Annotated in this window: 20 protein-coding genes and 2 tRNA genes; 12 read left to right on the forward strand and 10 right to left on the reverse strand. The window is 59.8% G+C overall.

From position 1 onward, the window contains the following. Positions 1 to 11: 11 nt before the first annotated feature. The 4 genes from cysW to GH784_RS15900 all read right to left on the reverse strand — a co-directional run bounded on the left by cysW (position 12) and on the right by GH784_RS15900 (position 3644). Positions 12 to 881: a sulfate ABC transporter permease subunit CysW gene (gene cysW, locus GH784_RS15885; protein WP_003511871.1), complete on the reverse strand. Its 870-nt coding sequence runs from the start codon at positions 879 to 881 to the stop codon at positions 12 to 14. After that, on the reverse strand, positions 874 to 1731 hold the full coding sequence (gene cysT / locus GH784_RS15890) for a sulfate ABC transporter permease subunit CysT (RefSeq protein WP_025592705.1): 858 nt from the start codon (positions 1729 to 1731) through the stop codon (positions 874 to 876). The genes cysW and cysT overlap by 8 nt, the downstream gene beginning before the upstream one ends. A gap of 201 nt (positions 1732 to 1932) precedes the next feature. Beyond that, entirely contained in the window at positions 1933 to 2958 is a 1026-nt protein-coding gene (locus GH784_RS15895) for a sulfate ABC transporter substrate-binding protein (protein WP_003511869.1), read from the reverse strand. Positions 2959 to 3203: 245 nt separating this feature from the next. Then, positions 3204 to 3644, reverse strand: coding sequence for an RrF2 family transcriptional regulator (locus tag GH784_RS15900; protein ID WP_025592702.1), 441 nt, complete (start codon positions 3642 to 3644; stop codon positions 3204 to 3206). 204 nt (positions 3645 to 3848) lie between these two features. Between GH784_RS15900 and GH784_RS15905 the strand changes: the two genes are divergently transcribed. The 3 genes from GH784_RS15905 to cysN are packed head-to-tail and all read left to right on the forward strand — an operon-like array spanning position 3849 to position 7093. Next, entirely contained in the window at positions 3849 to 4631 is a 783-nt protein-coding gene (locus GH784_RS15905; protein ID WP_013635643.1) for a phosphoadenylyl-sulfate reductase, read from the forward strand. A 27-nt stretch (positions 4632 to 4658) separates the two neighbouring features. Next, positions 4659 to 5612, forward strand: a complete 954-nt coding sequence (gene cysD, locus GH784_RS15910; RefSeq protein WP_003511863.1) for a sulfate adenylyltransferase subunit CysD — start codon at positions 4659 to 4661, stop codon at positions 5610 to 5612. After that, entirely contained in the window at positions 5612 to 7093 is a 1482-nt protein-coding gene (cysN, locus tag GH784_RS15915; RefSeq protein WP_003511861.1) for a sulfate adenylyltransferase subunit CysN, read from the forward strand. Before cysD ends, cysN begins: the two co-directional genes overlap by 1 nt. Before the next feature lie 78 nt (positions 7094 to 7171). On the opposite strand, the gene GH784_RS15920 is transcribed toward cysN, so the two are convergent. Next, positions 7172 to 7399, reverse strand: coding sequence for a hypothetical protein (locus tag GH784_RS15920; RefSeq protein WP_065702709.1), 228 nt, complete (start codon positions 7397 to 7399; stop codon positions 7172 to 7174). 103 nt (positions 7400 to 7502) lie between these two features. Between GH784_RS15920 and GH784_RS15925 the strand changes: the two genes are divergently transcribed. Then, on the forward strand, positions 7503 to 7724 hold the full coding sequence (locus tag GH784_RS15925) for a hypothetical protein (protein ID WP_003511857.1): 222 nt from the start codon (positions 7503 to 7505) through the stop codon (positions 7722 to 7724). Further along, positions 7721 to 8041 carry a hypothetical protein gene (locus tag GH784_RS15930; protein ID WP_065702712.1) on the forward strand — a complete coding sequence of 107 codons (321 nt, stop codon included), beginning with the start codon at positions 7721 to 7723 and terminating at the stop codon, positions 8039 to 8041. Before GH784_RS15925 ends, GH784_RS15930 begins: the two co-directional genes overlap by 4 nt. A 160-nt stretch (positions 8042 to 8201) precedes the next feature. On the opposite strand, the gene GH784_RS15935 is transcribed toward GH784_RS15930, so the two are convergent. Next, a tRNA-Pro gene (locus tag GH784_RS15935) sits at positions 8202 to 8278 on the reverse strand. Positions 8279 to 8542: 264 nt separating this feature from the next. Here GH784_RS15935 and GH784_RS15940 point away from each other — a divergent pair. Both GH784_RS15940 and mqo read left to right on the forward strand, forming a co-directional pair. After that, positions 8543 to 8962, forward strand: coding sequence for a hypothetical protein (locus tag GH784_RS15940; RefSeq protein WP_003511854.1), 420 nt, complete (start codon positions 8543 to 8545; stop codon positions 8960 to 8962). Between the two features lie 389 nt (positions 8963 to 9351). Next, positions 9352 to 11085, forward strand: coding sequence for a malate dehydrogenase (quinone) (gene mqo, locus GH784_RS15945; protein ID WP_065702713.1), 1734 nt, complete (start codon positions 9352 to 9354; stop codon positions 11083 to 11085). 263 nt (positions 11086 to 11348) lie between these two features. Here mqo and GH784_RS15950 read toward each other — a convergent pair. Beyond that, positions 11349 to 11423 (reverse strand) — tRNA-Gln (locus tag GH784_RS15950). Positions 11424 to 11625: 202 nt separating this feature from the next. On the opposite strand from GH784_RS15950, the gene GH784_RS15955 reads away from it, so the two are divergent. Beyond that, a complete protein-coding gene (locus GH784_RS15955) occupies positions 11626 to 12534 on the forward strand; it encodes an MBL fold metallo-hydrolase (RefSeq protein ID WP_065702714.1) in 909 nt (302 codons plus the stop codon). Positions 12535 to 12656: 122 nt separating this feature from the next. On the opposite strand, the gene GH784_RS15960 is transcribed toward GH784_RS15955, so the two are convergent. Further along, positions 12657 to 13577: a DUF1499 domain-containing protein gene (locus tag GH784_RS15960; protein WP_065702716.1), complete on the reverse strand. Its 921-nt coding sequence runs from the start codon at positions 13575 to 13577 to the stop codon at positions 12657 to 12659. 506 nt (positions 13578 to 14083) lie between these two features. Between GH784_RS15960 and GH784_RS15965 the strand changes: the two genes are divergently transcribed. From GH784_RS15965 to GH784_RS15975, 3 genes are all read left to right on the forward strand, one after another. After that, entirely contained in the window at positions 14084 to 15448 is a 1365-nt protein-coding gene (locus GH784_RS15965; protein WP_065702719.1) for a dicarboxylate/amino acid:cation symporter, read from the forward strand. Between the two features lie 192 nt (positions 15449 to 15640). After that, a complete protein-coding gene (locus tag GH784_RS15970; protein WP_041694318.1) occupies positions 15641 to 15973 on the forward strand; it encodes an MliC family protein in 333 nt (110 codons plus the stop codon). A gap of 181 nt (positions 15974 to 16154) precedes the next feature. Further along, positions 16155 to 16427 carry a hypothetical protein gene (locus GH784_RS15975; RefSeq protein ID WP_065702721.1) on the forward strand — a complete coding sequence of 91 codons (273 nt, stop codon included), beginning with the start codon at positions 16155 to 16157 and terminating at the stop codon, positions 16425 to 16427. Here GH784_RS15975 and ppdK read toward each other — a convergent pair. After that, entirely contained in the window at positions 16405 to 19131 is a 2727-nt protein-coding gene (gene ppdK, locus GH784_RS15980) for a pyruvate, phosphate dikinase (protein ID WP_065661287.1), read from the reverse strand. The two genes, GH784_RS15975 and ppdK, sit on opposite strands and share 23 nt — an antisense overlap. 228 nt (positions 19132 to 19359) lie before the next feature. Between ppdK and GH784_RS15985 the strand changes: the two genes are divergently transcribed. Beyond that, positions 19360 to 20337, forward strand: coding sequence for a VOC family protein (locus GH784_RS15985; protein ID WP_065702723.1), 978 nt, complete (start codon positions 19360 to 19362; stop codon positions 20335 to 20337). A gap of 271 nt (positions 20338 to 20608) precedes the next feature. Here the strand turns inward: GH784_RS15985 and GH784_RS15990 are convergent, their stop codons facing one another. After that, positions 20609 to 24076: a chromosome segregation SMC family protein gene (locus tag GH784_RS15990; RefSeq protein ID WP_065702725.1), complete on the reverse strand. Its 3468-nt coding sequence runs from the start codon at positions 24074 to 24076 to the stop codon at positions 20609 to 20611. Positions 24077 to 24094 lie beyond the last annotated feature (18 nt).

The raw sequence follows: 24094 nt of genomic DNA on the forward strand, positions 1-24094 counted from the left end.
GAATATGCCTTTCAATGCTTGCCGGCTGCGTTGCCCGCGCCAAAGCGTATTTCGAGAATGGTTTTGAGAACGAGCGTCACGAGCGCCAGACCAGCCAGCAGCGTCGCCACCGCGAAGGCCGCGCCGATATTGTACTCATTATAGAGTATCTCGACATGCAGCGGCATGGTGTTGGTCTCGCCGCGAATATGGCCTGATACGACAGAGACGGCGCCGAACTCGCCCATGGCGCGGGCGTTGCAGAGCAGCACCCCGTACAGCAGTCCCCATTTGATATTCGGCAGCGTGACATACCAGAAGGTCTGCCAGCCGGTTGCGCCAAGCGAGATCGCCGCCTCCTCATCGCCATTGCCCTGCTCCTGCATCAGCGGGATCAGTTCACGCGCGACGAAGGGAAAGGTGACGAAGATGGTGGCTAGCACGATGCCCGGAACAGCAAAGAGGATTTCGATGCCATAACTCTTCAGCCATGGCCCGAGCACGCTGTGCGAAGAGAACAGGATGACATAGACCAGACCCGATATGACCGGCGAGATCGAGAACGGCAGGTCGATCAGCGTTATCAGGAATGCCTTGCCCTTGAACTCGAATTTCGCAATCGCCCAGGCGGCGGCGACACCGAAGATAAGGTTGAGCGGCACCGAAATGGCGGCGACAAGCAGTGTCAGACGGATGGCGGAGAGTGCATCCGGCTCGACGATCGCTTCCCAGAAGGCATCGGCGCCTTTGCGAAATGCCTCGAAGAACACCGATACCAGCGGCAGCACGAGGAAAGCCGCAAGGAACAGGAAGGCAATGGCAATCAGCACCAGCCGGGCAGGCAGGCTCTCGCTGGCGGGATCGCGGAACGGTCGGGACGAGGTGCGGGAAGCATCAGACATAACCGTACCTCTTGCGGCTCCAGGCCTGAATGAGATTGATGAGGAACAGCATGGCGAAGGAAATGATCAGCATGATGGTGGCGATGGCCGTCGCGCCCGCATAATTGAACTCCTCCAGCCGGATGACGATGAGGAGCGGTGCGATTTCCGAGACGTAGGGAATATTGCCGGCGATGAAGATGACCGAGCCGTACTCTCCGATACCGCGCGCGAAGGCGAGTGCGAAGCCCGTCAGGATGGCGGGCGTGAGGCTTGGCAGCAGCACTCGGCTGATTGTCTGGAAACGGTTAGCGCCGAGCGTTGCCGCCACCTCCTCCACCTGCCGGTCTATTTCTTCCATGACCGGCTGCACGGTGCGGACCACGAATGGCAGGCCGATGAAGATCAGCGCGATGACGATACCGGTCGGCGTAAAAGCGATCTTGATGCCGAAGGGTTCGAACAGCGAGCCAACCCAGCCGCGATTGGCATAAAGCGTGGTGAGCGCGATGCCGGCAACCGCCGTCGGAAGGGCAAAGGGCAGATCCACGATGGCATCAACGAAACGCCGGCCGGGAAAACGATACCGCGTGAGAACCCAGGCGACGATGACGCCAAAAACAGCGTTCACCAGTGCGGCGATGAAGGCGGTGCCGAAACTGACGCGCAGCGCATTCAGCGTACGGCTATCGACAGCGATCGCAATAAAATCTGCAAAACCAAGTTTCGCCGTGGACCAGATGAGGCCGCCGAGCGGAATAAGAATGATGAGAAACAGATAGACGACCGTGTAACCGAACGTCAGGCCGAAGCCTGGTATCACGCTCGATTGACGCCACTTCCACCTGTTTCCGGATGTATTATTGCTCATCAACGCTCCGGATAATCTTTAGTTTGGCACATTTCCGGACAGAAAACCGGGGTCCACTTTTCCTGGAAATGCTCTCTGGGAGCCGGTGTTCCCCGGCCTTGTTATAAAGGATCGACCGGCACGGTGTCCGGTCGATCGATTTGTCGTTTTTCAAGTTCCCTTAAGCGGGGTGGGCGGATTTGTCTTCAGCCCATCATCCGCTTACTTGGCGGGCTTGTAAATCTGGTCGAAGATGCCGCCGTCACCGAAATGTTCAGGCTGCGCCTTGGCCCAACCGCCAAACTGCGGATCGTCGATGGTGACGAGCTTGATGTCGGGCAGCTGCTTCAGCAGATCCTTGGAGACAACTGCGGGGTTCGAAGGACGATAGAAGTGCTTCGCCGCAATGTTCTGACCTTCGTCGGAATAGAGATATTGCAGATAGGCTTCCGCCGCCTTGCGGGTGCCCTTGGCGTCGACGTTCGCATCAACCACGGCGACCGGCGGCTCGGCGAGGATCGAGATCGGCGGCACGATAATGTCGAAGGCATCCGCGCCGAATTCCTGACCGGCCAGATAGGCTTCGTTTTCCCAGGCCAGCAGCACGTCGCCGATCTGGCGCTGCGCAAATGTGACCGTGGAGCCGCGGGCACCGGTATCGAGCACCGGAGCGCGCTTGTAGAGTTCGCCGACATAGGCCTTGATCTTGTCCTGGTCGCCCTTGAACTCTTCATTCGCCCATGCCCAGGCGGCAAGGTAATTCCAGCGTGCGCCACCAGAGGTCTTGGGGTTCGGGGTAACGATCTGTACGTCGCCCTTTACCAGATCGCCCCAGTTATGGATTCCCTTCGGGTTGCCCTTGCGGACGAGGAACACGATGGTGGAGGTGTAGGGCGAGGAATTATGCGGCAGGCGGCCGCGCCAGTCCTTGTTGATCTTGCCGGAATTCTGGACGATGGCATCGATATCGCTCTGCAGCGCCAGCGTCACCACATCGGCTTCCAGACCGTCGATGACCGAGCGAGCCTGCTTGCCGGAGCCGCCATGCGACTGCTGGATCGTGACATCCTCACCGGTATCGGCCTTCCACTTCTTGGCGAAGGCTTCGTTGAAATCCTTGTAGAGTTCGCGGGTCGGATCATAGGACACGTTAAGCAGCTTGGTCTGCGCGGCAGCCGAGCCGACACCTCCCAGAGCCAGCGATAGACCGAGAGCGAAAACGCTCAAACCGGACAGAAGCTTGGACATCGGTATTCCCTCCTGATGAAGATGGCTTAACTCTACTGGACCGGTAGAGTTGGTCAATGAGGCCGAATACGATCGAAAAAGTGTTTCCCGAGAGCGTTTCCACGGGCAACAAATACAGCGCAGCATAGGCGAAAGGCGCAACAAGCGTCGTGTAAAACTTTGCTGAATGCAAAACCGTTTCACATTTTTGACGATTTTTTGGCGTTACGGCGAAAAATATTCAGGTGTTTTAGACGATTTTTTCGTCAGGCCGTCAAAAGTTCGGGCACTTCCACGCCTGCAACGGCATCCGCAACGGTGGTGTTGAAAAGGATATTGCGGGTGGCATCGGCCACGCGGGCGAAGACGTGGCGTATTTCGCACTGCTTTTCGCCATCGCAATCCTCGCACCGGCGATAGGCGGTCTGCGACAGGCAGGGCAAGGGAGCCAGCGGCCCGTCGATGAGGCGCAGCACCTCGCCGAAGGTGATATCGGCAGCCGGGCGCGCCAGCAAATAACCGCCCTGCTTGCCGCGCCTGCTTTCGACGATGCGTTCCTTCTTCATTTCGAGAAGGATCTGTTCAAGGAATTTTTTCGGAATGGCCTGTTCGCGGGCAATATCGGAAATTTGCACAGGACAGCCGCCGTCGGCCTTTGCCAGCGAAAGAAGCGCCCTCAGCGCATATTTTGCCTTCTGCGAAATCATCGTGAAACCAGTAGAACACAAGCCCGGATACCCGGCAATTCCGGCTTAGCGCAGAAGTTGTCACAATTCAAATCCAAGCTGCAAAGAAGGTGAACGGGCATCTTTTGCTCATAGATCGTGCGCGTGAGGCATTTTTGCTCTGAAGTGCAGCGCACAAAGACTGTCATTTCTGTTCCAGAGGCCCGATTTCAACAATAATCGGCCATGGAAATCCCGGACGTGACAATGACGATCAATTCAGCAAATGCCTCTGCCGATACCGCATCCCTCGACGCCACGCTTGCCGGGCTCGATCTTGCGGGACGACTTTCCTTTATCGCCGGTCTTGGCGGCCGTGCGGTCTTCACCACCAGCCTCGGCATCGAGGACCAGGTCATCACGGCGGCCATCGGCACCCACCGGTTGCCGATCGACGTCGTGACGCTGGAAACCGGCCGGCTCTTCAAGGAAACCGTCGATCTCATCGAGGAAACCGAGGAACGCTTCGGCATCGACATCCGTCGCTTTCGGCCCGAACAGGACGATATCGACGCCTATGCCGAAAAATACGGCCTCAACGGTTTTTACGAAAGCATCGAGGCCCGTCACGCCTGCTGTCATGTCAGAAAGCTGATCCCGCTCGGCAAGGCGCTGGAAGGTGCCACCTTCTGGATCACCGGGCTCCGCCGCGGCCAGTCGGGCAATCGTGCGACCACGCCTTTTGCCGAATTCGACGCTGAGCGTAATCTGATCAAGGTCAATGCCTTGGCGGACTGGGACATCGACCAGATCAAGGCCTATGTCGCTTCTGAAAACATTCCCGTCAATCCGTTGCATGCGCGTGGTTACCCCTCCATCGGCTGCGAGCCGTGTACACGCGCTATCAAGCCCGGCGAGCCTGAGCGCGCCGGACGATGGTGGTGGGAAAACGACGAGAAGCGCGAATGCGGTCTTCACGTCGCCGGTGCGGACCAGACGTCCGCCATTTCCGCCATCCCACAACGATAATCATTCAGACCAGTTCCGGAGTTTAAAATGTCCAACGCAGTCCACGAGACGGACAGCAAGAATACTGTCGCATCCAAGCCGCCGCTCGATCCGCATCTGAAGGCGCTTGAAAACGAAGCCATTCATATCTTCCGCGAAGTCGCCGCCGAATTCGACAATCCCGTGATGCTCTATTCCATCGGCAAGGATTCGTCCGTGCTGCTGCATTTGGCGCGCAAGGCATTCTTCCCAGGCCGCGTGCCCTTCCCGCTGCTGCACGTCAATACGGGCTGGAAATTCAAGGAAATGATCGAATTCCGCGACAAGATCGTCAAGGAATATGACCTCGATCTCATCTCCTACACAAACCCGCGCGGCGCGAGCGAAAACGTGACGCCCTTCACCCACGGTTCGGCGCTCTACACCGACATCATGAAGACGGAAGCGCTGCGCCAGGCGCTGGACGCCGGTCAGTTCGATGCCGCCTTCGGCGGTGCGCGCCGCGACGAGGAAGCAAGCCGCGCCAAGGAGCGCATCTATTCCTTCCGCACGCCGGACCACAAATGGGACCCGCGCAACCAGCGCCCTGAGCTGTGGAACATCTATAACGGCATGGTCCGCAAGGGTGAAAGCGTGCGCGCCTTCCCGCTCTCCAACTGGACCGAAGTCGATATCTGGCGTTACATCGAGGCGGAAAACATTCCGCTGGTGCCGCTCTATTACGCCGCCGAGCGCCCCTATATCGAGCGTGACGGCATGATGATCCTTGCCGAAGACGAGCGGCTGGAGCTGCTGCCCGGCGAAGAGATCCAGCACGGCTCGATCCGCTTCCGCACGCTCGGCTGCTTCCCGCTGACCGGCGCGATCCACTCCGAGGCGGCGACGCTTCAGGAGGTCATCGCAGAGCTGGAAATCGCCACCGTTTCCGAGCGGCAGGGCCGCGCCATCGATCGAGACCAGTCCGGCTCGATGGAGAAGAAGAAGCGCGAGGGCTATTTCTGATGACCGCCGCTGCTACCAACACCGCCTCCACGGCCACCATCCTGCCCTTTGCCGAACATTCGAAGGCGACGCGTGATACGCGCCCGCTTCGTCTCATCACCTGCGGCAGCGTGGATGATGGCAAATCGACCCTGATCGGCCGTCTCCTGTGGGACACCAAGGCCGTCAAGGAAGATCAGGCCGCCACCCTGCACCGCGATAGCGGCAAGCAGAACGATCTCGGCCTGCCCGATTTCGCGCTGCTGCTCGACGGTTTGCAGGCAGAGCGCGAACAGGGCATCACCATCGATGTCGCTTATCGCTATTTCTCAACCGACCGGCGCGCCTTCATCGTGGCCGACACGCCCGGCCATGAGCAATATACCCGTAACATGGCGACCGGCGCTTCCACGGCCGATCTCGCCGTGCTTTTGGTCGATGCGCGCACCGGCATTCTGGAACAGACACGCCGACACGCCACCATCGCGGCGCTGATGGGCATCCGGCAATTCGTGCTGGCCATCAACAAGATCGACCTGACGAATTACGACAAGGCAGGTTTTGAACTGATCGCCCACGAATTCCGCGATTTCGCCTCTGACCTCGGCATCAAGCAGATCACAGCCATTCCAATGTCGGCGCTGAAGGGCGAAAACGTCGTGCTATCAGGCAAGGCCTCCATGCCCTGGTATGAAGGCCCGACGCTGGTCGAAACGCTGGAGCTTGCCACGGTGCGCTCGGCGCAATCGGGTGGTTTCCGCTTCCCCGTACAGCGCGTGTCGCGCCCCGGCGAAAGTTTCCGCGGTTATCAGGGCACGGTTGCCGGCGGCTCGGTCAAGCCGGGCGATAGCGTTGTCGTGCTGCCGTCGGGCATGGTCGCGAATGTAAAGCAGATCGTCACTTTCGATCTGGTGCGTAACGCCGCCGTTGCTGGTGACGCGGTCACGCTCGTTCTCGACCGTCAGGTGGACGTCTCGCGCGGCGACATGATCGTGTCCATCGAGGCACAACCGCAGACAGGGCTTGCCTTCGACGCGCAGATCGTGGCGTTGCAGCCGGGTGGCATCGAGGCCGGCAAACGTTACTGGCTGAAGAGCGGCAGCCGCCGCCAGCGCGTCAGCGTGCAGCCGGTCAGCCAGCTCAACCTGAAAGAAGGCGAATGGCAGGCGCACGAGACATCGCTGCCGATGAACGCCATCGGCAAGGTGCGGCTCTCCTTCGACGAGACGGCAATCTTCGATGCCTATGAGCAGAACCGGGCAACCGGCTCCTTCATCCTGATCGACCCCGACACCAACAACACGGTGGCGGGTGGCATGATTGCCGGCAAACGCAGCGTTGGCGCAACGGAAGAACAGGGTGACCGCGTCATTCTCTCCCTGCCCGCCCATCTGGCCGAGAAGCTTCTGGCAAGCGAACTGCTGGCCAAGCACCGCGACGAGATCGACATCCGCCGCACGGATGGCGCGACAGCCTCACGGCTGATCAGCGATCTGGACTGACAGACACGCGCACACAACAAAAAGGCGACCGCCCAAGCGGTCGCCTTTTTGTTTGAAAGCCTTTGGATCAGGCCTCGTTTAAAACACGAACATGTAAAGCAGGATGATCACAAAAATCGGAACACCCATCGCCCACAGTGCAATACCTTTTAGCATGTTATCCTCCATCGTTGTTGTGGTGGGATAACGGTTGAGGCGCAGTTGCGTTCCCTGCGACTGCGCTGACGACGGGTTCATCGCGGTCGATAACGTCAAACGCATCAAGTTTTCGACGCTTGGCAGAGCCCAGAAGATGGCAAGCATCATGGCGCTGTGTTCAGGCTTGGTTAATGACCGACACCTCACTCTCTCAGCAATGGAACTGCGTGGTTCAGCGCACGTTAGTGTCCGTCATTGGGAGATGAAGATTATGAAAATTCTGACTGCAGCGATCTGCCTGGTTTCGGTGGGCATCCTAAGTGGCTGTGTCGATGATCGGGGCTACCGTAGCGGCGGATATTATACGACAGGCGTGTACTACCGCACCTATGAACGCGATCGCCACTACCGTGACTATGACCGTCGCGACTGGCGCGACCGGAGGGATTGGCGTGATCGTCGCGACTGGCGCGGTGATTACCGCTACCGATGATCGACTGGACCTACATTCAAGACCATTGGGATTGGGCGGGGCACATTCTAGAGGCCGTCATCATGGCGGCGATTGTCGCCGTTCTGTTTCGCCTGCTCGTTAGCTGGCGAATGGCGTGGATAATCGGGCTGGCCTTCGCCGCCGGTCATTTTCATGGCCGGGAAAAGCGGGACTACGAGGTGTCCGTAGAAATGCCTCCTCCCCATCTGGAAGGTTATTACTTCTGGAATTGGTCCTGGGATGGTTTAACCGACTTCTGGCCGACGGCTCTTGTTTGCGTTTTGCTCATTCTCCCGTTGGCGAGGAGGAGAAATTGACATTCCGTGCAATCACCAAAGTCGTGATTTGCAGCCGCGGACGCCGAATGCGTTTACCCGTCCGGTTTTAAACGGTCAGGTCTCCGTACGATGCCATGATCCAAGGATTTTCAGAAGTGTTGGGATCATTTGAAAGCCCCGGGAAATATTGGGCTTAAGCTGGTCGGAGTGAGAGGATTCGAACCTCCGACCCCGTCGTCCCGAACGACGTGCGCTACCAGACTGCGCTACACTCCGTGACCAGCGGCGCTTCTATAGACCAGCCTCCAGCATTCGACAAGCGGCATATTGCATTTTTTGTGACAAGTTTTCAACGCGCTGCGAAGGGCGGTCGCCAAGTGCCTGCCGCACCGGGCGGCGTGTGGGAAAACGTTACAAAAAAGCAATTGTGGCAGGAAATTTTCGTCAAGCGGCACAGCTCCCCTGCCCGTCGCCGCCAAATCTGCTAGGGGAACGTAATGACCGGCGGGAAGCCGGACACGGCACAAAGGACATTTCACCATGCTATTTCGCAGCGTAACGCTCGCAGGGCTCGCCATTGCGCTCTCCGCCTGTACGACATCGACGGGCTCTGCCCCTTCCTTCACCCAGAAGAGCCCCGTTGAAACGCGGTGGGTCGGTCAGTCCGCAGGTATTTTCTTTGCAAAATTCGGCCCGCCGCTGAGCGACACGGAAACCGGCAGCTCGACCATCTATAACTGGCGCGGCGGTTACAAGAAGGCCACCATTCCGGCCAAGTTCGAAGAAGGCAAGGACGGCAAGAAGGGTCGCCAGATTTCGCCCGCCCGCACCGCCTCGCTCTCCTGCACGGTTCAGCTCACCGTCTCCAGCGACTACACGATCACTTCGGTACGCACGGTTTCCGACCGCCCCGGCGTCAACGGCCCGAGCTATTGCGCGGAATTCCTCGCCGCAAACTGAGTTTTCGTCCAGCTGACGAAACGAGCCAAGGCCTGCCCTAACCGGCGGGCCTTTTCACTTTTTTGCGATTATTCTCATTTTTCCTGAATTTTTTTCACACGGACCAGCGCAACCTGATCCGCCAAGCGCGGCAAACGCCGAATTGACGGCTTTTTCGCGATATTCGCGCTTGAGACACTTTCAACCGTTTGAAAGCACCGTCTAATCCTCGCGACCACAAAAATGACAATCCGCAAAATGGCAAAAACTGCCAATGCGACCTTATGTCCCGGCAAAATCCCCGCAAAAGCGCTTGAACTGGAGTGAATAAGTCAGGGTTGTGCCTGTTTCGGCTTTGCTGTAACGGGGCGGCTGGGAGGAGTGTTTTTAACACAAAACAAGAATCAGGTATGGCCGTGACTCCCATCGATCAAGACAAATCCCAGCTCACTGATCTTTCCTCAGACGCGCTTCCCTCCCATGCGCTTCCAATGAACCGCAGACAGGTTCTCGGCACTGCGCTCGCAGGGCTTGCAGCGACAGCGCTGCCGACATCCTCGCTTCTCGCCAATACGGCTACCAAGAAGGTCGACGTGCTTCTGATCGGTGGCGGCATCATGAGCGCGACGCTCGGCGTGTGGCTGCGTGAACTGGAGCCAACCTGGTCGATGCAGATGCTCGAGCGGCTGGACGGCGTGGCGCTTGAAAGCTCCAACGGCTGGAACAATGCCGGCACCGGCCATTCCGCGCTTGCCGAGCTGAACTACACGCCGGAAGACGACAACGGCAACATCAAGATCAGCCAAGCCGTCAACATCAACGAATCCTTCCAGATTTCCCGGCAGTTCTGGGCATGGCAGGTACGTAACGGCGTTTTGAAGAACCCGCGCTCCTTCATCAACCACACGCCGCATATGAGCTTCGTCTGGGGCGATGAGAACATCGCCTATCTCGAAAAGCGCTACCAGGCGCTGAAGGCAAGCCCGCTTTTTGCCGGCATGGAATATTCCAGCGACCCCGAGCAGCTTAAGAAATGGGTGCCGCTGATGATGGAAGGCCGCGATCCTTCCCAGAAGATCGGTGCGACCTGGTCTCCGCTCGGCACCGACATGGAATTCGGCGAGATCACCCGCCAGTTCGTTTCGCATCTGCAAAGCGACCGGAATTTCGACCTGCAGGTCAACAGCGAGGTTTCCGATATCCAGCGCAATGCCGATGGCAGCTGGCGCGTGACCTATAGCAACCTGAAGACCGATGCTGAGCAGACCGTGGATGCGAAATTCGTGTTCATCGGCGCCGGCGGCGGTGCGCTGCATCTGTTGCAGATGTCCGGTATTCCGGAAGGCGACAATTACGCCGGTTTCCCGGTTGGTGGCTCGTTCCTGATCAACGACAATCCTGACGTGACGATGCAGCATCTGGCCAAGGCCTACGGCAAGGCCTCGGTCGGCTCGCCGCCCATGTCGGTTCCACACCTGGATACCCGCGTGCTTGGTGGCAAGCGCGTCATCCTGTTTGGACCTTTCGCCACCTTCTCCACCAAGTTCCTGAAGGAAGGCTCCTATTTCGATCTCGTCTCCTCCGTCACGACAAGCAATGCCTGGCCGATGGTGCGCGTTGGCATCGATGAATATCCGCTGGTGGAATATCTCGCCGGCCAGCTGATGATGTCGGACGACGACCGCTTTGCCGCGTTGAAGGAATATTTCCCGAACGCGAAACAGGGCGAATGGCGTCTGTGGCAGGCGGGCCAGCGCGTGCAGATCATCAAGCGCGACGAGGAAAAGGGCGGTGTACTCAGGCTCGGCACGGAAATCGTCGCCGCGCAGGATGGCAGCATCGCCGGTCTGCTCGGCGCCTCCCCTGGCGCCTCCACGGCCGCACCGATCATGCTGAGCGTTCTGGAAAAGGTCTTCAAGGACAAGGTGGCAACACCGGAATGGCAGGCCAAGATCCGCCAGATCGTTCCGAGCTACGGCACCAAGCTCAATGACGACCCGGAAAAAGTGCAGCAGGAATGGGCCTATACGGCCGAGCACCTGCAATTGCCGACCCCGCCGCAGATCGATCTTGGCGCGCTGAAGGGCGCGGGAGCGGCACCTGCTGGCGCGCCGGTGAAGAAGGTTCCCGATATCGCGCTTTAAGGTTTAGCCGCGATTTTAAGTTTGGACGCCGCGTGTCTTTGGATGCGCGGCGTTTCTGTTTAAGCAGGCCTTTAACACACACGCGTCATCCTGGCCTCTTCGCGAGGATCCATGGATTTCAACGGCTTGTGGATCCTCGGGTCAAAGCTGATGATGACGGAGGACAGGTTTTCGCGCGTCACAACATCCGGGATCGCAGCGAAATAGCTCGGCTGGTAGATGCACGCCGGCACCTGTGCACGCTGTTCTGATTTTGGAAGTGATGGCTGGGGCGCCAGGATTCGAACCTGGGAATGCCGGTACCAAAAACCGGTGCCTTACCGCTTGGCGACGCCCCAACAGGGCAGCTTGGGCGAAACGCCGCTGCCTGAACCGGGCCTGATTAGCAAAGCCTGCCCGACGCGGCAATGACCTGACGGCTTATTTTTTCACAAAATCCAAGCTTTTTGGATGCCGTGCCTGACATGGCATGTTAGGGCTTGGCGATTGCGCGGCTGAGGCTGCGGCTCTGCGTGGCATGGCATATTTCAGGAGGTCTTGATGGCGGACCCGGCATTCGATCTCGATTTCAGGCCGGCCTATGGCGAGGCGGTTCCCGTTGCCCCGCTCATCCAGCGCATCACCGTCAACAATCCTTCCGCGTTTACCTTCCATGGCACCAACTCCTATATCGTCGGCGACCGGTCCGTTGCCGTCATCGATCCCGGCCCGGAGGATGAGGCGCATTTTCAGGCGCTGATGGCGGCGCTTGATGGCCGCGAGGTCACCCATATCTTCGTCAGCCACACACATCGCGATCACTCGCCGCTTGCGCAGCGGCTGCGGCAGGCGACCGGCGCTATCACAGTTGCGGAAGGCCCGCACCGCGCCGCCCGGCCACTGCATGTGGGTGAGACCAATCCCTTTGCCGAAAGTTCCGATACGGCTTTCGTGCCGGATGTGGCACTTGGCGACGGGCAGAGCCTTTGCGGCGACGGCTGGGCGCTGACGGCGCTGCACACGCCGGGGCACACCGCCAACCACGCCGCTTTCGCACTTGATGGCAGCGGCATCGTCTTTTCCGCCGATCACGTCATGGCCTGGGCCACCACCATCGTCGCACCGCCTGATGGGTCGATGAGCGATTACATGGCCTCGCTGGAGCGCCTGCTCGCCCGCGACGACCGGCTGTTCCTGCCCGGCCATGGCGGCCCGGTCAACGATCCCGCAGCCTTCATGCGCGGGCTTCGCGCCCACCGCCGCATGCGGGAACGGGCAGTTCTGAAGCGCATCCGGGAAGGCGACCGGCGGATCGCCGATATGGTGAAGGTGATCTATGCCAGCACCGACAAACGTCTGCACGGGGCTGCGGCACTTTCCGTACTGGCCCATATCGAAGACCTGATTGAAAAGGGCGAGGTGCGGACCGAGGGTGCGCCTTCGTTGCTGGGGGAATATTTTCCGGCGTGAGGCTGGCGTGTGGGCGCAACGCTCATATCGGCGTCATCATATCCGGTTCAAATATTCAACCACCATCGCATTTTCCCGTCGTTCCGGCATTGAGCCGGAATGACGAAGAAGGAAACTAAGCCTCAATTGTCGTTCAGGCCTTGCATTTCCGCATCCAGCGCATCGAGATAGGCTTCTGCGATTGCTGCTCCCATGCCAAGATCGTGCGGGCCGTAACGGGAGGCAACGCGCACATCGACGATCGTGGTTTCCGCCTCCTCTTTCAGGCGGATGAGGATGTCGAAACGCAGGCCCCAGATGCGCGTGCGCTTTTCGCCCTGCATCAGCACCACGCCGCTGCCGTTAAAGAAGGTGGGCTGCGGTGCCTCGACCGGCCGTGCCATGGGAACCGGCACGATGGAGGGCAGGTCCTCTACCGGCGCTTCCTCGGTGGGCTGCGACTTGTCCTGTTCGGGAACGCCGACGGAGGGCGGCTCCACCGTGCCGATGACGCCTTTGGTATGGGTAATGCGGATGCTCTGGGCGGCGGCCATTTTTTTGGCGGCGGTGTAGATGCGGTCTATCGCACCTTCATAACGGCGTCCGGCAAGGCTCGCATAGGCCACCGCCTGCGCGTCCCGGTCCGCTTTTGCAACAGTGGCCGGTCTTGCCAGCCATTGCTGATTGGCAACGGGCGGCACCAGCCATTCCGGCGCATCGGCAAGATCGGTGGAGATGTCGTAAATCTCTGGCTGCTGCCAGTACAGAACTGCGCCGTAACCGACGACGCCGAGCGGCAGCGCCGACAACAGCAGCGCGGCAAGCGCAGAAAGGCCGCCGCGCGCACCCGTGGTCCATAGCCGTTCAAGACCAACCAACGCCAGAAGCATCGCCACCAAAGCGATTCCAGCGGCTATCATCAGCAGGCCGACGAGATCGGGCGTCGTCAAAGGTCCGAAACGGTGGATGCCAGCGGCGACAAGAAAAAGCGCCAGCGCCGCCATACCGAGATAGCGGGAAAGATAGGCTGCAACTGAAAAAGGCCGGACGAAACGCACAGTCATGGAAGCGGATATCCGTTAGATCGCATTGGCGTAAAAGCGTTGCACCCGAAATCTGGCAAGGGAATCACCTGCATATGATGTCATAGACCGGATTTGCGGTTAGGAAAACAAGGACGGGTCTGATCTGCGGGTAAAGTGCGTAAACCTACCTTTGTCGCGCCGGACTTGATCCGGCATCCAACCACGGCGCGTCTGCATCCTGAAAGAAACCTCCCACGATCAAGGACTTGATCGCAATGGACCCCGGATCTGGTCCGGGGTGACGGAGTGGGACGCAACGGCCTCAGCCTACATCGTTTTGAGCGCGTGAAAGCCCACGGCCACGATAGAGCGGAATATTTTTCCGCATTATCTCCCCTTAAGAGAATAATGCATCGGCAGTGCAACAAATACGCAAGCTCATCCCTTATTTGCTGAGGAAATCGGCGTATTCTTCGTCCCTTCCTTCGAGAATGCGTGTAAAAAGTGCATTATCCTCGTTTTCTTGCATAAAAAAGAGACAAGCCATGTCACAGGCAACGACGCCAGCCCGCTCATCCGGGTCAAAACCCTTTTATCGCAACTTCGGCTTTCAGGTTCTGATCGCCATGGTCATCGGCCTGCTGCTCGGGCTCGTTGCGCGCAATATCGGTCCTGATGCCGCCGGCAGCCCGAACTGGCTTTCCGTGACGTTGCAGACCATCGGCAGCATTTTCGTGCAGCTGTTGCGCGCGCTGGTGCCGCCGCTGATTTTCACAGCCATCGTCGCCTCCATCGCCAATCTCAAGAACCTCTCCAATGCGGCAAAGCTCGTCTGGCAGACGCTTCTGTGGTTCGCCATCACGGCGCTGATCGCCGTGGTCATCGGCATCGTCCTTGGCCTCGTCATTCAGCCGGGCGTGAACACCGCGATTGCCAATACGGCAGCGGCAGCCCCCTCCTCCACCGGTTCCTGGCTCGACTTCCTGAAGGGTCTCGTGCCGGCCAACGTGTTCGGCCTCGAGGCCTCGACCAAGGTCAATAACGGTTCCGCTAGCACCTTGCTGAACTTCAACGTGTTGCAGCTGCTCGTGGTGTCGATTGCCTTTGGTGTCGCGGCGCTGAAAGCGGGCAAGGCGGCGGAGCCGTTCCTTGCCTTCAACCAGTCGCTGCTTGCCATCGTGCGCAAGATCCTGTGGTGGGTCATCCGCCTCACGCCCATTGGCACCATCGGCCTGCTCGGTCGCGCCGTTGACCAATATGGCTGGACGACGCTTTCGCAGCTTGGCTGGTACGCGGCGGCCGTTTATATCGGTCTGGCGCTGGTTCTCTTCGTGGTCTATCCGGCGCTGCTTCTCGCCCATGGCCTGAAGCCATCGCGCTTCTTTGCGGGCGCATGGCCGGCAATCCAACTCGCCTTCGTGTCGCGCTCTTCTATCGGCACCCTGCCCGTCACCGAAACCGTGACGGAAAAAAGCCTCGGCGTGCCACGCGAATATGCCGCCTTCGCCGTGCCGCTCGGCGCCACCACCAAGATGGACGGCTGCGCCGCCATCTATCCGGCGATTTCGGCGATCTTTATCGCCCAGTTCTTCCAGGTGCCGCTCGGCATTCAGGACTATGTGCTGATCGTGTTCGTCTCGGTGCTAGGCTCGGCCGCAACGGCGGGTCTCACGGGTGCCGTGGTGATGCTGACGCTGACGCTCTCGACGCTCGGCCTGCCGCTCGAAGGTGTTGGCCTGCTGCTCGCCATCGACCCGATCCTCGACATGGGCCGCACGGCCGTCAACGTCGCCGGTCAGGCGCTGGTGCCCACCATCGTCGCCAAACGTGAAGGCATTCTGGACGAGGCAGTCTATAACAACGCCAAGGACATCGAGGCGCTCGATGACCACGACGCGGTTCCTGCCTGAACAAAGAACGACTGAAAGTGGTGCCGCCGGGGTGGTACCTTCATATCTCCATGATGGGCGTCGCTATCACTTTAGCGATGCCCACATTGACAATAATCCCAAAAATATTGAAGTATAAATTTGCGAATCATCAATTTTAACTGCAATTACCCTAATATAATTATGGGAAACAAAATTGCACCGAGAAAAAATATGAAAAAATCGTCTATAATTCTCCTGAGTATTTTCTCCTTCATTGCATTCCCTAATTTGACCGCAGCAGCGGGAACAACTGTTGATTCCGTGTCCTATTCGTGCGCCAAGAACGAAGTCCTACGTGTAGTTTACGTCAACGGCGCCGATGGAAAAAGCTTCGCGATCCTGCAGCAGATGGAAGAAATGATACCTATGGCGGAAACAATATCGGCGTCCGGAGCGGTTTATAACGCAATCGACCCGAACTATAGCTACACTTTGCGCACGAAAGGCAGCAACGCCTCGCTTGAAGATAGCAGGGGCACGATACTGGACGGCTGCTCAGAGTAATAATGCAAAACAAGAACGGGTGGCGGCCGCGGACATCCCTGGCGTGAAAAGAAGATTGCGGCATCAGGCAATAGACGATGCAACTTTCCAGTCTTCACCCGCTTTTCCCGATCATGAATCAGGCGTATCAATCGCGGCAATAAAAGTGCCGCCCGGCTGTCATGTTCTAGGGAGAAACAAAATGCGCGTTTCCATCGTCTTAGGTTCGCTCGCCGCTCTACTGGCGCTCACCGCCTGCCAGACGCTGACGCCGGAAGAGCGCCGGGCGCGGAATGAGGCGACATGCCGGGGTTATGGTTTCCGCCCCGGCACCGACCCCATGGCGGGTTGCCTTCTCGATCTGGAAATGGATCGTCGCGCCGACAACCGCGCCTGGCAGGCGCAGATGAACCGCGACATGTTCTATCGTCCGGTGGTGGTGGAGCGGCGGATCATCGTCCAACCAAACCCCTGACCGGAATGAAGGCGACATTGCTGGCGGTTTCACCCTGCCTTGCCCTTGCGGCAAGTGTCGCCTGCGCGGCGGCAAGACGCGCGATGGGCACGCGGAAGGGCGAGCAGGACACGTAGTCGAGATCCGCATCCTCGCAGAAATGGATCGAGGCCGGATCGCCGCCATGTTCGCCGCAGATGCCGAGTTTCAGCTCCGGACGCGTCTGGCGGCCGCGCTCGGCGGCAATGCGGATCAACTCTCCCACACCATCGAAATCGAGCGAGATGAACGGATCGCGTTCAATAATGCCCTTGCGCTGATAGGTATTGATAAAACGTGCCGCGTCATCGCGGGAAATCCCGAAGGTCGTCTGCGTCAGATCGTTGGTGCCGAAGGAGAAGAACTCCGCAGCTTCCGCAATCACATGTGCGCGCAGCGCCGCACGCGGCAATTCGATCATGGTGCCGGTCAGATATTCGAGCGTCATGCCGGTCTCTTCCGCCACCTCGGCGGCCACCGTGTCGATGACAGCCTTGACGTAATCGAGTTCGGACCGGAGGCCGACCAGCGGCACCATGATCTCAGGCACGACAGGTGCACCGGTGATGCGCGCCGCCGCAACCGCAGCCTCAAAAATAGCGCGCGCCTGCATTTCGGCAATTTCGGGATAGGAAATGGCAAGCCGGCAGCCGCGATGGCCGAGCATCGGGTTGAATTCGTGCAGCGCATCCAGCCGCTGGCGGAATACGGTCTGCGGCATGCCCATGGCGGCGGCGACCTCTACGATCTCGCCATCGCTCTTCGGCAGGAATTCGTGCAGCGGCGGATCAAGCAGGCGGATCGTCACCGGCAGGCCGTGCATGATCTGGAAAAGCTCGGTGAAATCCGAACGCTGCATCGGCAAAAGCCGGTCAAGCGCTGCCCGCCTGCCCTTTTCGCTTTCGGCGAGAATCATCTCGCGCATCACATGAATGCGATCGCCTTCGAAGAACATATGCTCGGTGCGGCAAAGACCTATACCTTCTGCACCGAAAGCACGGGCGGCGCGGGCATCGGCCGGTGTATCGGCGTTGGTGCGCACTGTCATACGGCGCAGATTATCGGCCCATTGCATCAGCTTGCCGAAGTCGCCTGACAGTTCAGGCTGCGTCATCGGCACTTCACCTTTCATCACCCGGCCGGAAGAGCCGTCGATGGTGATGACATCGCCGCGTTTCAGCATGCAGCCAACGCCGATCAGCACCTTGTTGCGCATATCGACGCGCATCGAACCCGCACCGGTAACACAGGGAATGCCCATGCCGCGCGCTACCACGGCGGCGTGGCTGGTCATACCGCCGCGCGTCGTCAGAATGCCTTCGGCGGCATGCATGCCGTGAATATCTTCCGGACTGGTTTCGATGCGGACCAGAATGACGCTTCGGCCTTCGGCTTCCGCAGCGACCGCTTCTTCCGAGGTAAAGACGATCTCGCCGGTTGCCGCCCCCGGGGAGGCAGGCAGGCCGGAGCCGATGATGGGCCGGGAAATACCGGGATCGATGGTGGGGTGCAGCAATTGGTCGAGCGATGACGGCTCGATGCGGCAGACGGCTTCTTCCTGCGAAATCAGCCCATCCTCGACCATATCGACGGCGATCTTCATGGCGGCGCGTGTGGTGCGCTTGCCGGAACGGGTCTGGAGCATCCAGAGCTTGCCGCGCTCGATGGTAAATTCCAGATCCTGCATGTCGCGATAGTGGGTCTCCAGCCGCTTGCAGATCACCATGAACTCGGCGAAAGCCTCTGGCATCAGCTTTTCCATGGATGGTTTGTCGGAACCCGACGCCAGCCTCGCGCCCTCGGTGATGGATTGCGGCGTGCGGATGCCCGCCACCACATCTTCACCCTGGGCATTGACGAGGAACTCGCCGTAAAGCTCCGCCTCTCCGGTGGAGGGATTGCGGGTGAAGGCAACGCCGGTTGCCGATGACGAGCCGAGATTGCCAAAGACCATGGCCTGGACGTTGACCGCCGTGCCCCAGTCGCCGGGAATATTGTGCAGGTGCCGGTAGGTTACGGCGCGATGGTTCGTCCAGCTGGCAAAGACTGCACCGATCGCGCCCCAGAGCTGAACATGGCAATCCTGCGGGAAAGCCTCTCCCAGCTCGTCCTCGATCAGTTGCTTGTAAAGCGCAACGACATGCTGCCACTCGACCGCCGACATATCGGTATCGTATTCATGGCCGAGCCGGCCTTTCTCGTCTTCGAGAATTTCTTCGAACAGCTCATGGTCGAGACCCATGACGACATCGGCATACATCTGGATGAAGCGGCGATAGCTGTCCCAGGCGAAACGGGCGTCGCCCGCATCGTGGCCCAGCGCCTGCACCGTGCGGTCGTTGAGGCCGAGATTGAGCACCGTGTCCATCATGCCCGGCATGGAGGCACGCGCGCCTGATCGGACCGACAACAGCAGCGGCGTCTGGCTGCCGCCGAATGTCTTGCCGGTCACGGCTTCCATGCCGTGAAGGCCGGCCATGACCTGCAGCTTCAGCTCTTCGGGGAGATCGCGGCCGTTCTTGTGATAAAGGGCGCAAGCATCGGTTATGATGGTGAGGCCGGGGGGAACGGGAAGGCCGAGACTTGCCATTTCGGCAAGGTTTGCACCCTTGCCGCCCAATATAGCAACGTCACCTGCCCGGCCTTCGGCAGCACCGTTGCCGAAGGTATAAACCCACTTTTTCATTCCACGCTCTCCACCCAGAAGCGTTGTCATTTTTCTATCATCTACAGCATTGGCAGCATGTTGGAAACGCCACAACGTCCAGTTTACATCGCAGTGCAGCATAATTGCGGCGAATTGCGCGCCAGAATTGCCGCAAAAGCAAAATAACAGCGTTACTGACGCATTCGTGTAGTGCGCAGAAACGGAGTGTTCCCTAAGCCATCCACATCGCCCAAAAAGAGATTATTCATGCAATTTACTCGCCGCCACACGTTGAAATTTGCCGGAATTTCTTGCGCCGCCACCGCCCTTGCCGGTGCTCTTAGAGCAGAAGGCGACCCACCCGCAGCAACTGCAGGCACCGCCCTTCCCTTTGCGCTGACCACGCCGATGCATGTCAGTCAGGCGGCGCTTCGCGTGCGCGATCTCGATCCGATGATCGATTATTACCGTTCCGTGCTCGGGTTGAATGAGGTTGCGCGCAACGCACGGGGTGTGACGCTCGGCGCCGGCACCGTTCCCCTGCTTGATCTCGTTCACAAGCCAACGGCGGATTATGAAAGCCCCACCTCAGCCGGCCTGTTCCACATTGCCTACCTGATGCCCACCCGCAAGGATCTGGCGCGGTGGCTGGTACATGCGGCCTTGAGGCAGGTGCCGCTCACGGGCTTTGCCGACCATAATGTCAGTGAAGCGGTCTATCTCAACGATCCCGAAGGCAACGGCATCGAGGTTTACAGCGACCGGCCGAAGGACACATGGGTCTGGAGCGGCAGCGTGGTTAAAATGGGGACCGAACCGCTCGACGTCGATGATCTCGTAACGCTGACCGACACCAAAAAGAGCGATTACGAGGCCGCACCTTCCGGCATGCGCATCGGGCATATTCACCTGCGGGTCGGCGAGATTGCCACCGCACGCGCCTTTTACGAGGAAGCCGTTGGTCTCAAACCGACGCAGGATGCCCGTTCGGATGCCTCCTTCCTGTCATCGGGCGGATATCACCACCATCTGGCCGTCAACACATGGAACAGCCGGGGCGCGAAAGAGCGCAACGCCACCGAAACCGGCCTCGACTGGTTCTCTCTTGCCATCAAAAATCCCACGGACCTTGAAGCGCAGAAAACGCGGCTGCGTGCGGCCGGTTATGTGCTGGTGGAGATGGAAAACAAGGTTGTGGAAGCGATTGATCCGTGGGGCACGCGGCTGCGGTTGGTGCCGGTATAAGAGGGCGGCAAGTCGGCTGGTTTCCTGTGACTGGTACAGGAACGAGGGACGCGAGGCACAACACCAAAAAAAAGCCTTGCGAGGCCACGGCAGCGACCTCGCAAGGCTTTCCATCCGGTACAGGAAACCGGATGGGGGGTCTGGAAAGAGCCCAAATTCCTTTCAAAAAGACATAGCAAAATGCCGCGCATTGTCGCCCACCCGAATGGGTGATGCGGCCAGATAAATTCGCGATGGACAAGGCTTAAGGGGTAGACCCGGAACGGGAAACTCAGACGGCTTCGCGCAGTTGCTCGGCAGTCTGCAAATCCACGGAAACCAGTTGCGACACGCCCTGTTCGGCCATGGTGACGCCGAAGAGGCGGTTCATGCGCGCCATGGTGATGGGATTGTGGGTGATGATGACGAAACGCGTTTCGGTGGAGGCAACCATTTCGTCCATCAGATTGCAGTAACGCTCGACATTATGGTCGTCGAGCGGCGCGTCCACCTCGTCCAGCACGCAGATCGGTGCGGGATTGGTGAGGAAGACCGCAAAGATCAGCGCCATGGCCGTCAGCGCCTGTTCACCGCCGGAAAGCAGCGTCATGGTCTGCGGCTTCTTGCCAGGAGGACGGGCGAGAATTTCCAGGCCGGCTTCCAGCGGATCGTCGGATTCGATCAGCTGCAATTCCGCCGTGCCGCCACCAAACAGATGGGTGAAAAGCCGCTGGAACTGCGAATTGACCACATCGAAGGCCGCAATCAACCGTTCACGGCCTTCGCGGTTGAGGTTCTGGATACCGGCGCGCAGCTTGCGCACCGCGTCGATGATATCGTCGCGTTCCTTGATGAGGGCCGCGAGCTTGGCGGAAAGCTCCGCCTGCTCTTCCTCGGCACGCAGGTTGACGGCGCCCAGCCTCTCACGCTCGATCTTCAGCCGGTCGAGATCGCGCTCGACATCGCGAATATCTGGTTTCGGCTGGTCGGGACCAAGGCCGGTCAGGCGCAGCGCCATATGCGGCTCGGTATTTAGCGTTTCGCGGATGCGATGTTCGGTTTCCTGCCGCTTCTCGCGGGCGGAAACAAGCCGCTCTTCGGCGCGGCCGCGCTTTTCACGGGCTTCTGCCAGTTCGGAAAGGGCGGTGGTTGCAACGCGGTCGGCGGCGCGTTGCAGGTTTTCCGCCTCCGCCAGCCGGTCCGCGGCCAAGCGGCGGGCGTCTTCGGTTTTCTGAAGCTCGGTCAGGAGGTTGCGGCGTTTCTCGTCAAACTCTTCCGGCGCAATGTCCAGTTCGGCGATTTCCTCGCGCGCCTCTTCCTCACGCTCGCGCAGGGTGGCGATGTGATCGGCGGCACTGGCGGCCCGCGATGCCCACGTGGAGCGCTCCTGCGCGATTGCCTGAAGCCGGCGCTGGCGGCTTTCCGCCTCGCGGCTCACCCCCTCGTGGCGGGCCCGCGCTTCTGCCAGCAGGCCACGGTCTGTGGCGACTTCCAGCTGGCTTTCACGCAGGCGCAGATCAAGGGCGGAAAGATCCGGTGCATCTTCCATTTCGATGCGGGCGTTTTCTTCCTGAACGACGATCTCGTCGATCTGCGCGCCGATCTGGTTCAGCGCTTCCGAAACGATATCCCGGCGGCGCAGAAGATCGCCCGAGGCGCGTTCGGCTGATGTCAGCGCCTCGCGTGCCTCGGCAAGATGACGCATCACCAGCCGGCTTCTGTCGCGCACTTCCGAAAGCCGCAACTCGGCGCTTTTGATGTCGTCGGTCCTGATGGAGAGCTGTTCTTCGGCCTCCTCCAGACTGAAACGGGCCTCTTCCAGTTCCGTCTCGATTTCGGCAAGCCGGTTCTTTTGTGCCAGACGAAGGGCGGCGGCTCCCGGCGCATCAGCGCTGGCGATGTGGCCATCCCAGCGAAACAGCGCGCCCTCGCGCGTCACCAGCCGCTGACCGGCCTTCAGCGACGGCATCAGGCGCAAGGCTTCCGCAGTGTCGGCTGCAACGCCGATCTGGGCGAGACCGCGCCTTAATGCGTCCGGCGCCTGCGCATAGTTCAAAAGCGGCTTGACGCCCTGCGGCAAAGCAGGATCGCCCGCACAATCGCCATTGCCGGCCCAATAGGCGGGAGCAGCGGGATCAAGGGCACTTTCGAGGTCGTCGCCAAGGGCTGCACCAATCGCTGCCTCAAAACCACGTTCCACCGTCATTTCTTCCGCCACCGGCGTGAAGCTGCCATTGGCGGCAGCACTGGCCGCCAGGATTTTGGTGATGGTGCGCGCTTCCGTATCCAGAGCGTTCAGCCGGTTTCTCGCCGTTTCCAGCGGGCCGCGCGCCAGCGCTTCGGCGGAACGCGCCTCGGCAACGGCGGCTTCGGCTTCCTCCGCCACGATCAGAGCGTCTTCCACCGCGATCTCGGCTGCCTCGACCGCCTCGCGGCGCTCCGAAGGATCGGGAAGGCCGGAGAGTTTTTCATCGACGGCATCGATCTCGGAGGATGCCTCCTGCGACTGGCGTTCCAGCCGGAGTTTACGATCGGAAAGCTCGCGGATCGCCCGTTCCAGCTGCTGGCGCCCGGCGGCGGCCTCGGCGCGCTCGGCGGTGATGGCAGTGAAAACGGTTTCGCTTTCAGTCAGTTTAGCGGCAGCTGCCTCAAAGGCTTCGCGCATCTCTTCGGCATGACGACCGGAATCGGCGAGAATTTCGAGAAGGTCTGCCTCTTCCTCATCGAGCCGCGCAAGGATCTGGGCGTTATCAGAGACAAGCCGTTCTTCGCGAACGATGTCTTCGCCAAGCTGCGACAAACGGCGCGCCAGCTCATCACGGCGGCGCAGCAGGCGGTTAGCCTCGTCATCCAGCTGGGTGCGGGCAATCTGTAGACGTTGCAGGGCGGCAGCGACACGCGCTTCATCCTCGCGCAGTTCCGGCAGCTTCAGGCTGGCAATGCCCTGCTGTTTGGCCGCCTCCATCTGCGCCTGCGCCTTTTCGGCAACGATGTTCGTGGCCTGATTAAGCGCGCTTTCCGCTTCGCCTTCGGCTTCCTTGGCTTCTACCCAGCGGATATGCAGCAAGGTCGCCTCGCGGGCGCGGATATCCGCCGACAGCATCTTGAAACGGTTGGCCTGCCGCGCCTGGCGTTTCAGGCTTTCGATCTGGCTTTCAAGCTGGGCGGTCACATCCTCCAGCCGCTCCAGATTGGTTTCGGCAGCGCGCAGGCGAAGCTCCGCTTCATGGCGACGGGAATGCAGGCCGGAAATGCCGGCCGCCTCTTCCAGAAGCTGGCGGCGGGCCTGCGGCTTGGCATTGATGAGTTCGCCGATACGCCCCTGCCCCACCATCGAGGGCGAACGCGCGCCGGTGGAGGCATCGGCAAACAGAAGCTGCACATCCTTGGCGCGCGCTTCCTTGCCGTTGATGCGATAAACCGAGCCGTTTTCGCGCTCGATGCGGCGCGTCACCTGAATTTCATCGGCATCGTTGAAGGCGGCGGGCGCGGTGCGATCGGAATTGTCGAGATAAAGGCCGACCTCCGCGGTGTTGCGGGCCGGGCGATTGCCGGAACCAGAGAAGATGACGTCATCCATGCCGGATGCGCGCATGTTCTTGTAGGAGTTTTCGCCCATCACCCAGCGAAGCGCTTCGACCAGATTGGACTTGCCGCAACCATTGGGACCGACGACACCGGTCAGACCCGGCTCGATGATGAATTCCGAGGGTTCAACGAAGGATTTGAAACCGACGACGCGGAGCTTGTTGAACTTCATGCCGCTCCGCTCCGCCTG

Source organism: Agrobacterium tumefaciens (assembly GCF_009649785.1).
GTDB classification, from domain to species: Bacteria; Pseudomonadota; Alphaproteobacteria; order Rhizobiales; family Rhizobiaceae; genus Agrobacterium; species Agrobacterium tumefaciens.

Coding starts and splice junctions, on each gene's coding strand:
- cysW (WP_003511871.1), bottom strand. CDS start 881: ATGTCTGATGCTTCCCGCACCTCGTCCCGACCGTTCCGCGATCCCGCC.
- cysT (WP_025592705.1), bottom strand. CDS start 1,731: ATGAGCAATAATACATCCGGAAACAGGTGGAAGTGGCGTCAATCGAGC.
- GH784_RS15895 (WP_003511869.1), bottom strand. CDS start 2,958: ATGTCCAAGCTTCTGTCCGGTTTGAGCGTTTTCGCTCTCGGTCTATCG.
- GH784_RS15900 (WP_025592702.1), bottom strand. CDS start 3,644: ATGATTTCGCAGAAGGCAAAATATGCGCTGAGGGCGCTTCTTTCGCTG.
- GH784_RS15905 (WP_013635643.1), top strand. CDS start 3,849: ATGGAAATCCCGGACGTGACAATGACGATCAATTCAGCAAATGCCTCT.
- cysD (WP_003511863.1), top strand. CDS start 4,659: ATGTCCAACGCAGTCCACGAGACGGACAGCAAGAATACTGTCGCATCC.
- cysN (WP_003511861.1), top strand. CDS start 5,612: ATGACCGCCGCTGCTACCAACACCGCCTCCACGGCCACCATCCTGCCC.
- GH784_RS15920 (WP_065702709.1), bottom strand. CDS start 7,399: ATGATGCTTGCCATCTTCTGGGCTCTGCCAAGCGTCGAAAACTTGATG.
- GH784_RS15925 (WP_003511857.1), top strand. CDS start 7,503: ATGAAAATTCTGACTGCAGCGATCTGCCTGGTTTCGGTGGGCATCCTA.
- GH784_RS15930 (WP_065702712.1), top strand. CDS start 7,721: ATGATCGACTGGACCTACATTCAAGACCATTGGGATTGGGCGGGGCAC.
- GH784_RS15940 (WP_003511854.1), top strand. CDS start 8,543: ATGCTATTTCGCAGCGTAACGCTCGCAGGGCTCGCCATTGCGCTCTCC.
- mqo (WP_065702713.1), top strand. CDS start 9,352: ATGGCCGTGACTCCCATCGATCAAGACAAATCCCAGCTCACTGATCTT.
- GH784_RS15955 (WP_065702714.1), top strand. CDS start 11,626: ATGGCGGACCCGGCATTCGATCTCGATTTCAGGCCGGCCTATGGCGAG.
- GH784_RS15960 (WP_065702716.1), bottom strand. CDS start 13,577: ATGACTGTGCGTTTCGTCCGGCCTTTTTCAGTTGCAGCCTATCTTTCC.
- GH784_RS15965 (WP_065702719.1), top strand. CDS start 14,084: ATGTCACAGGCAACGACGCCAGCCCGCTCATCCGGGTCAAAACCCTTT.
- GH784_RS15970 (WP_041694318.1), top strand. CDS start 15,641: ATGAAAAAATCGTCTATAATTCTCCTGAGTATTTTCTCCTTCATTGCA.
- GH784_RS15975 (WP_065702721.1), top strand. CDS start 16,155: ATGCGCGTTTCCATCGTCTTAGGTTCGCTCGCCGCTCTACTGGCGCTC.
- ppdK (WP_065661287.1), bottom strand. CDS start 19,131: ATGAAAAAGTGGGTTTATACCTTCGGCAACGGTGCTGCCGAAGGCCGG.
- GH784_RS15985 (WP_065702723.1), top strand. CDS start 19,360: ATGCAATTTACTCGCCGCCACACGTTGAAATTTGCCGGAATTTCTTGC.
- GH784_RS15990 (WP_065702725.1), bottom strand. CDS start 24,076: ATGAAGTTCAACAAGCTCCGCGTCGTCGGTTTCAAATCCTTCGTTGAA.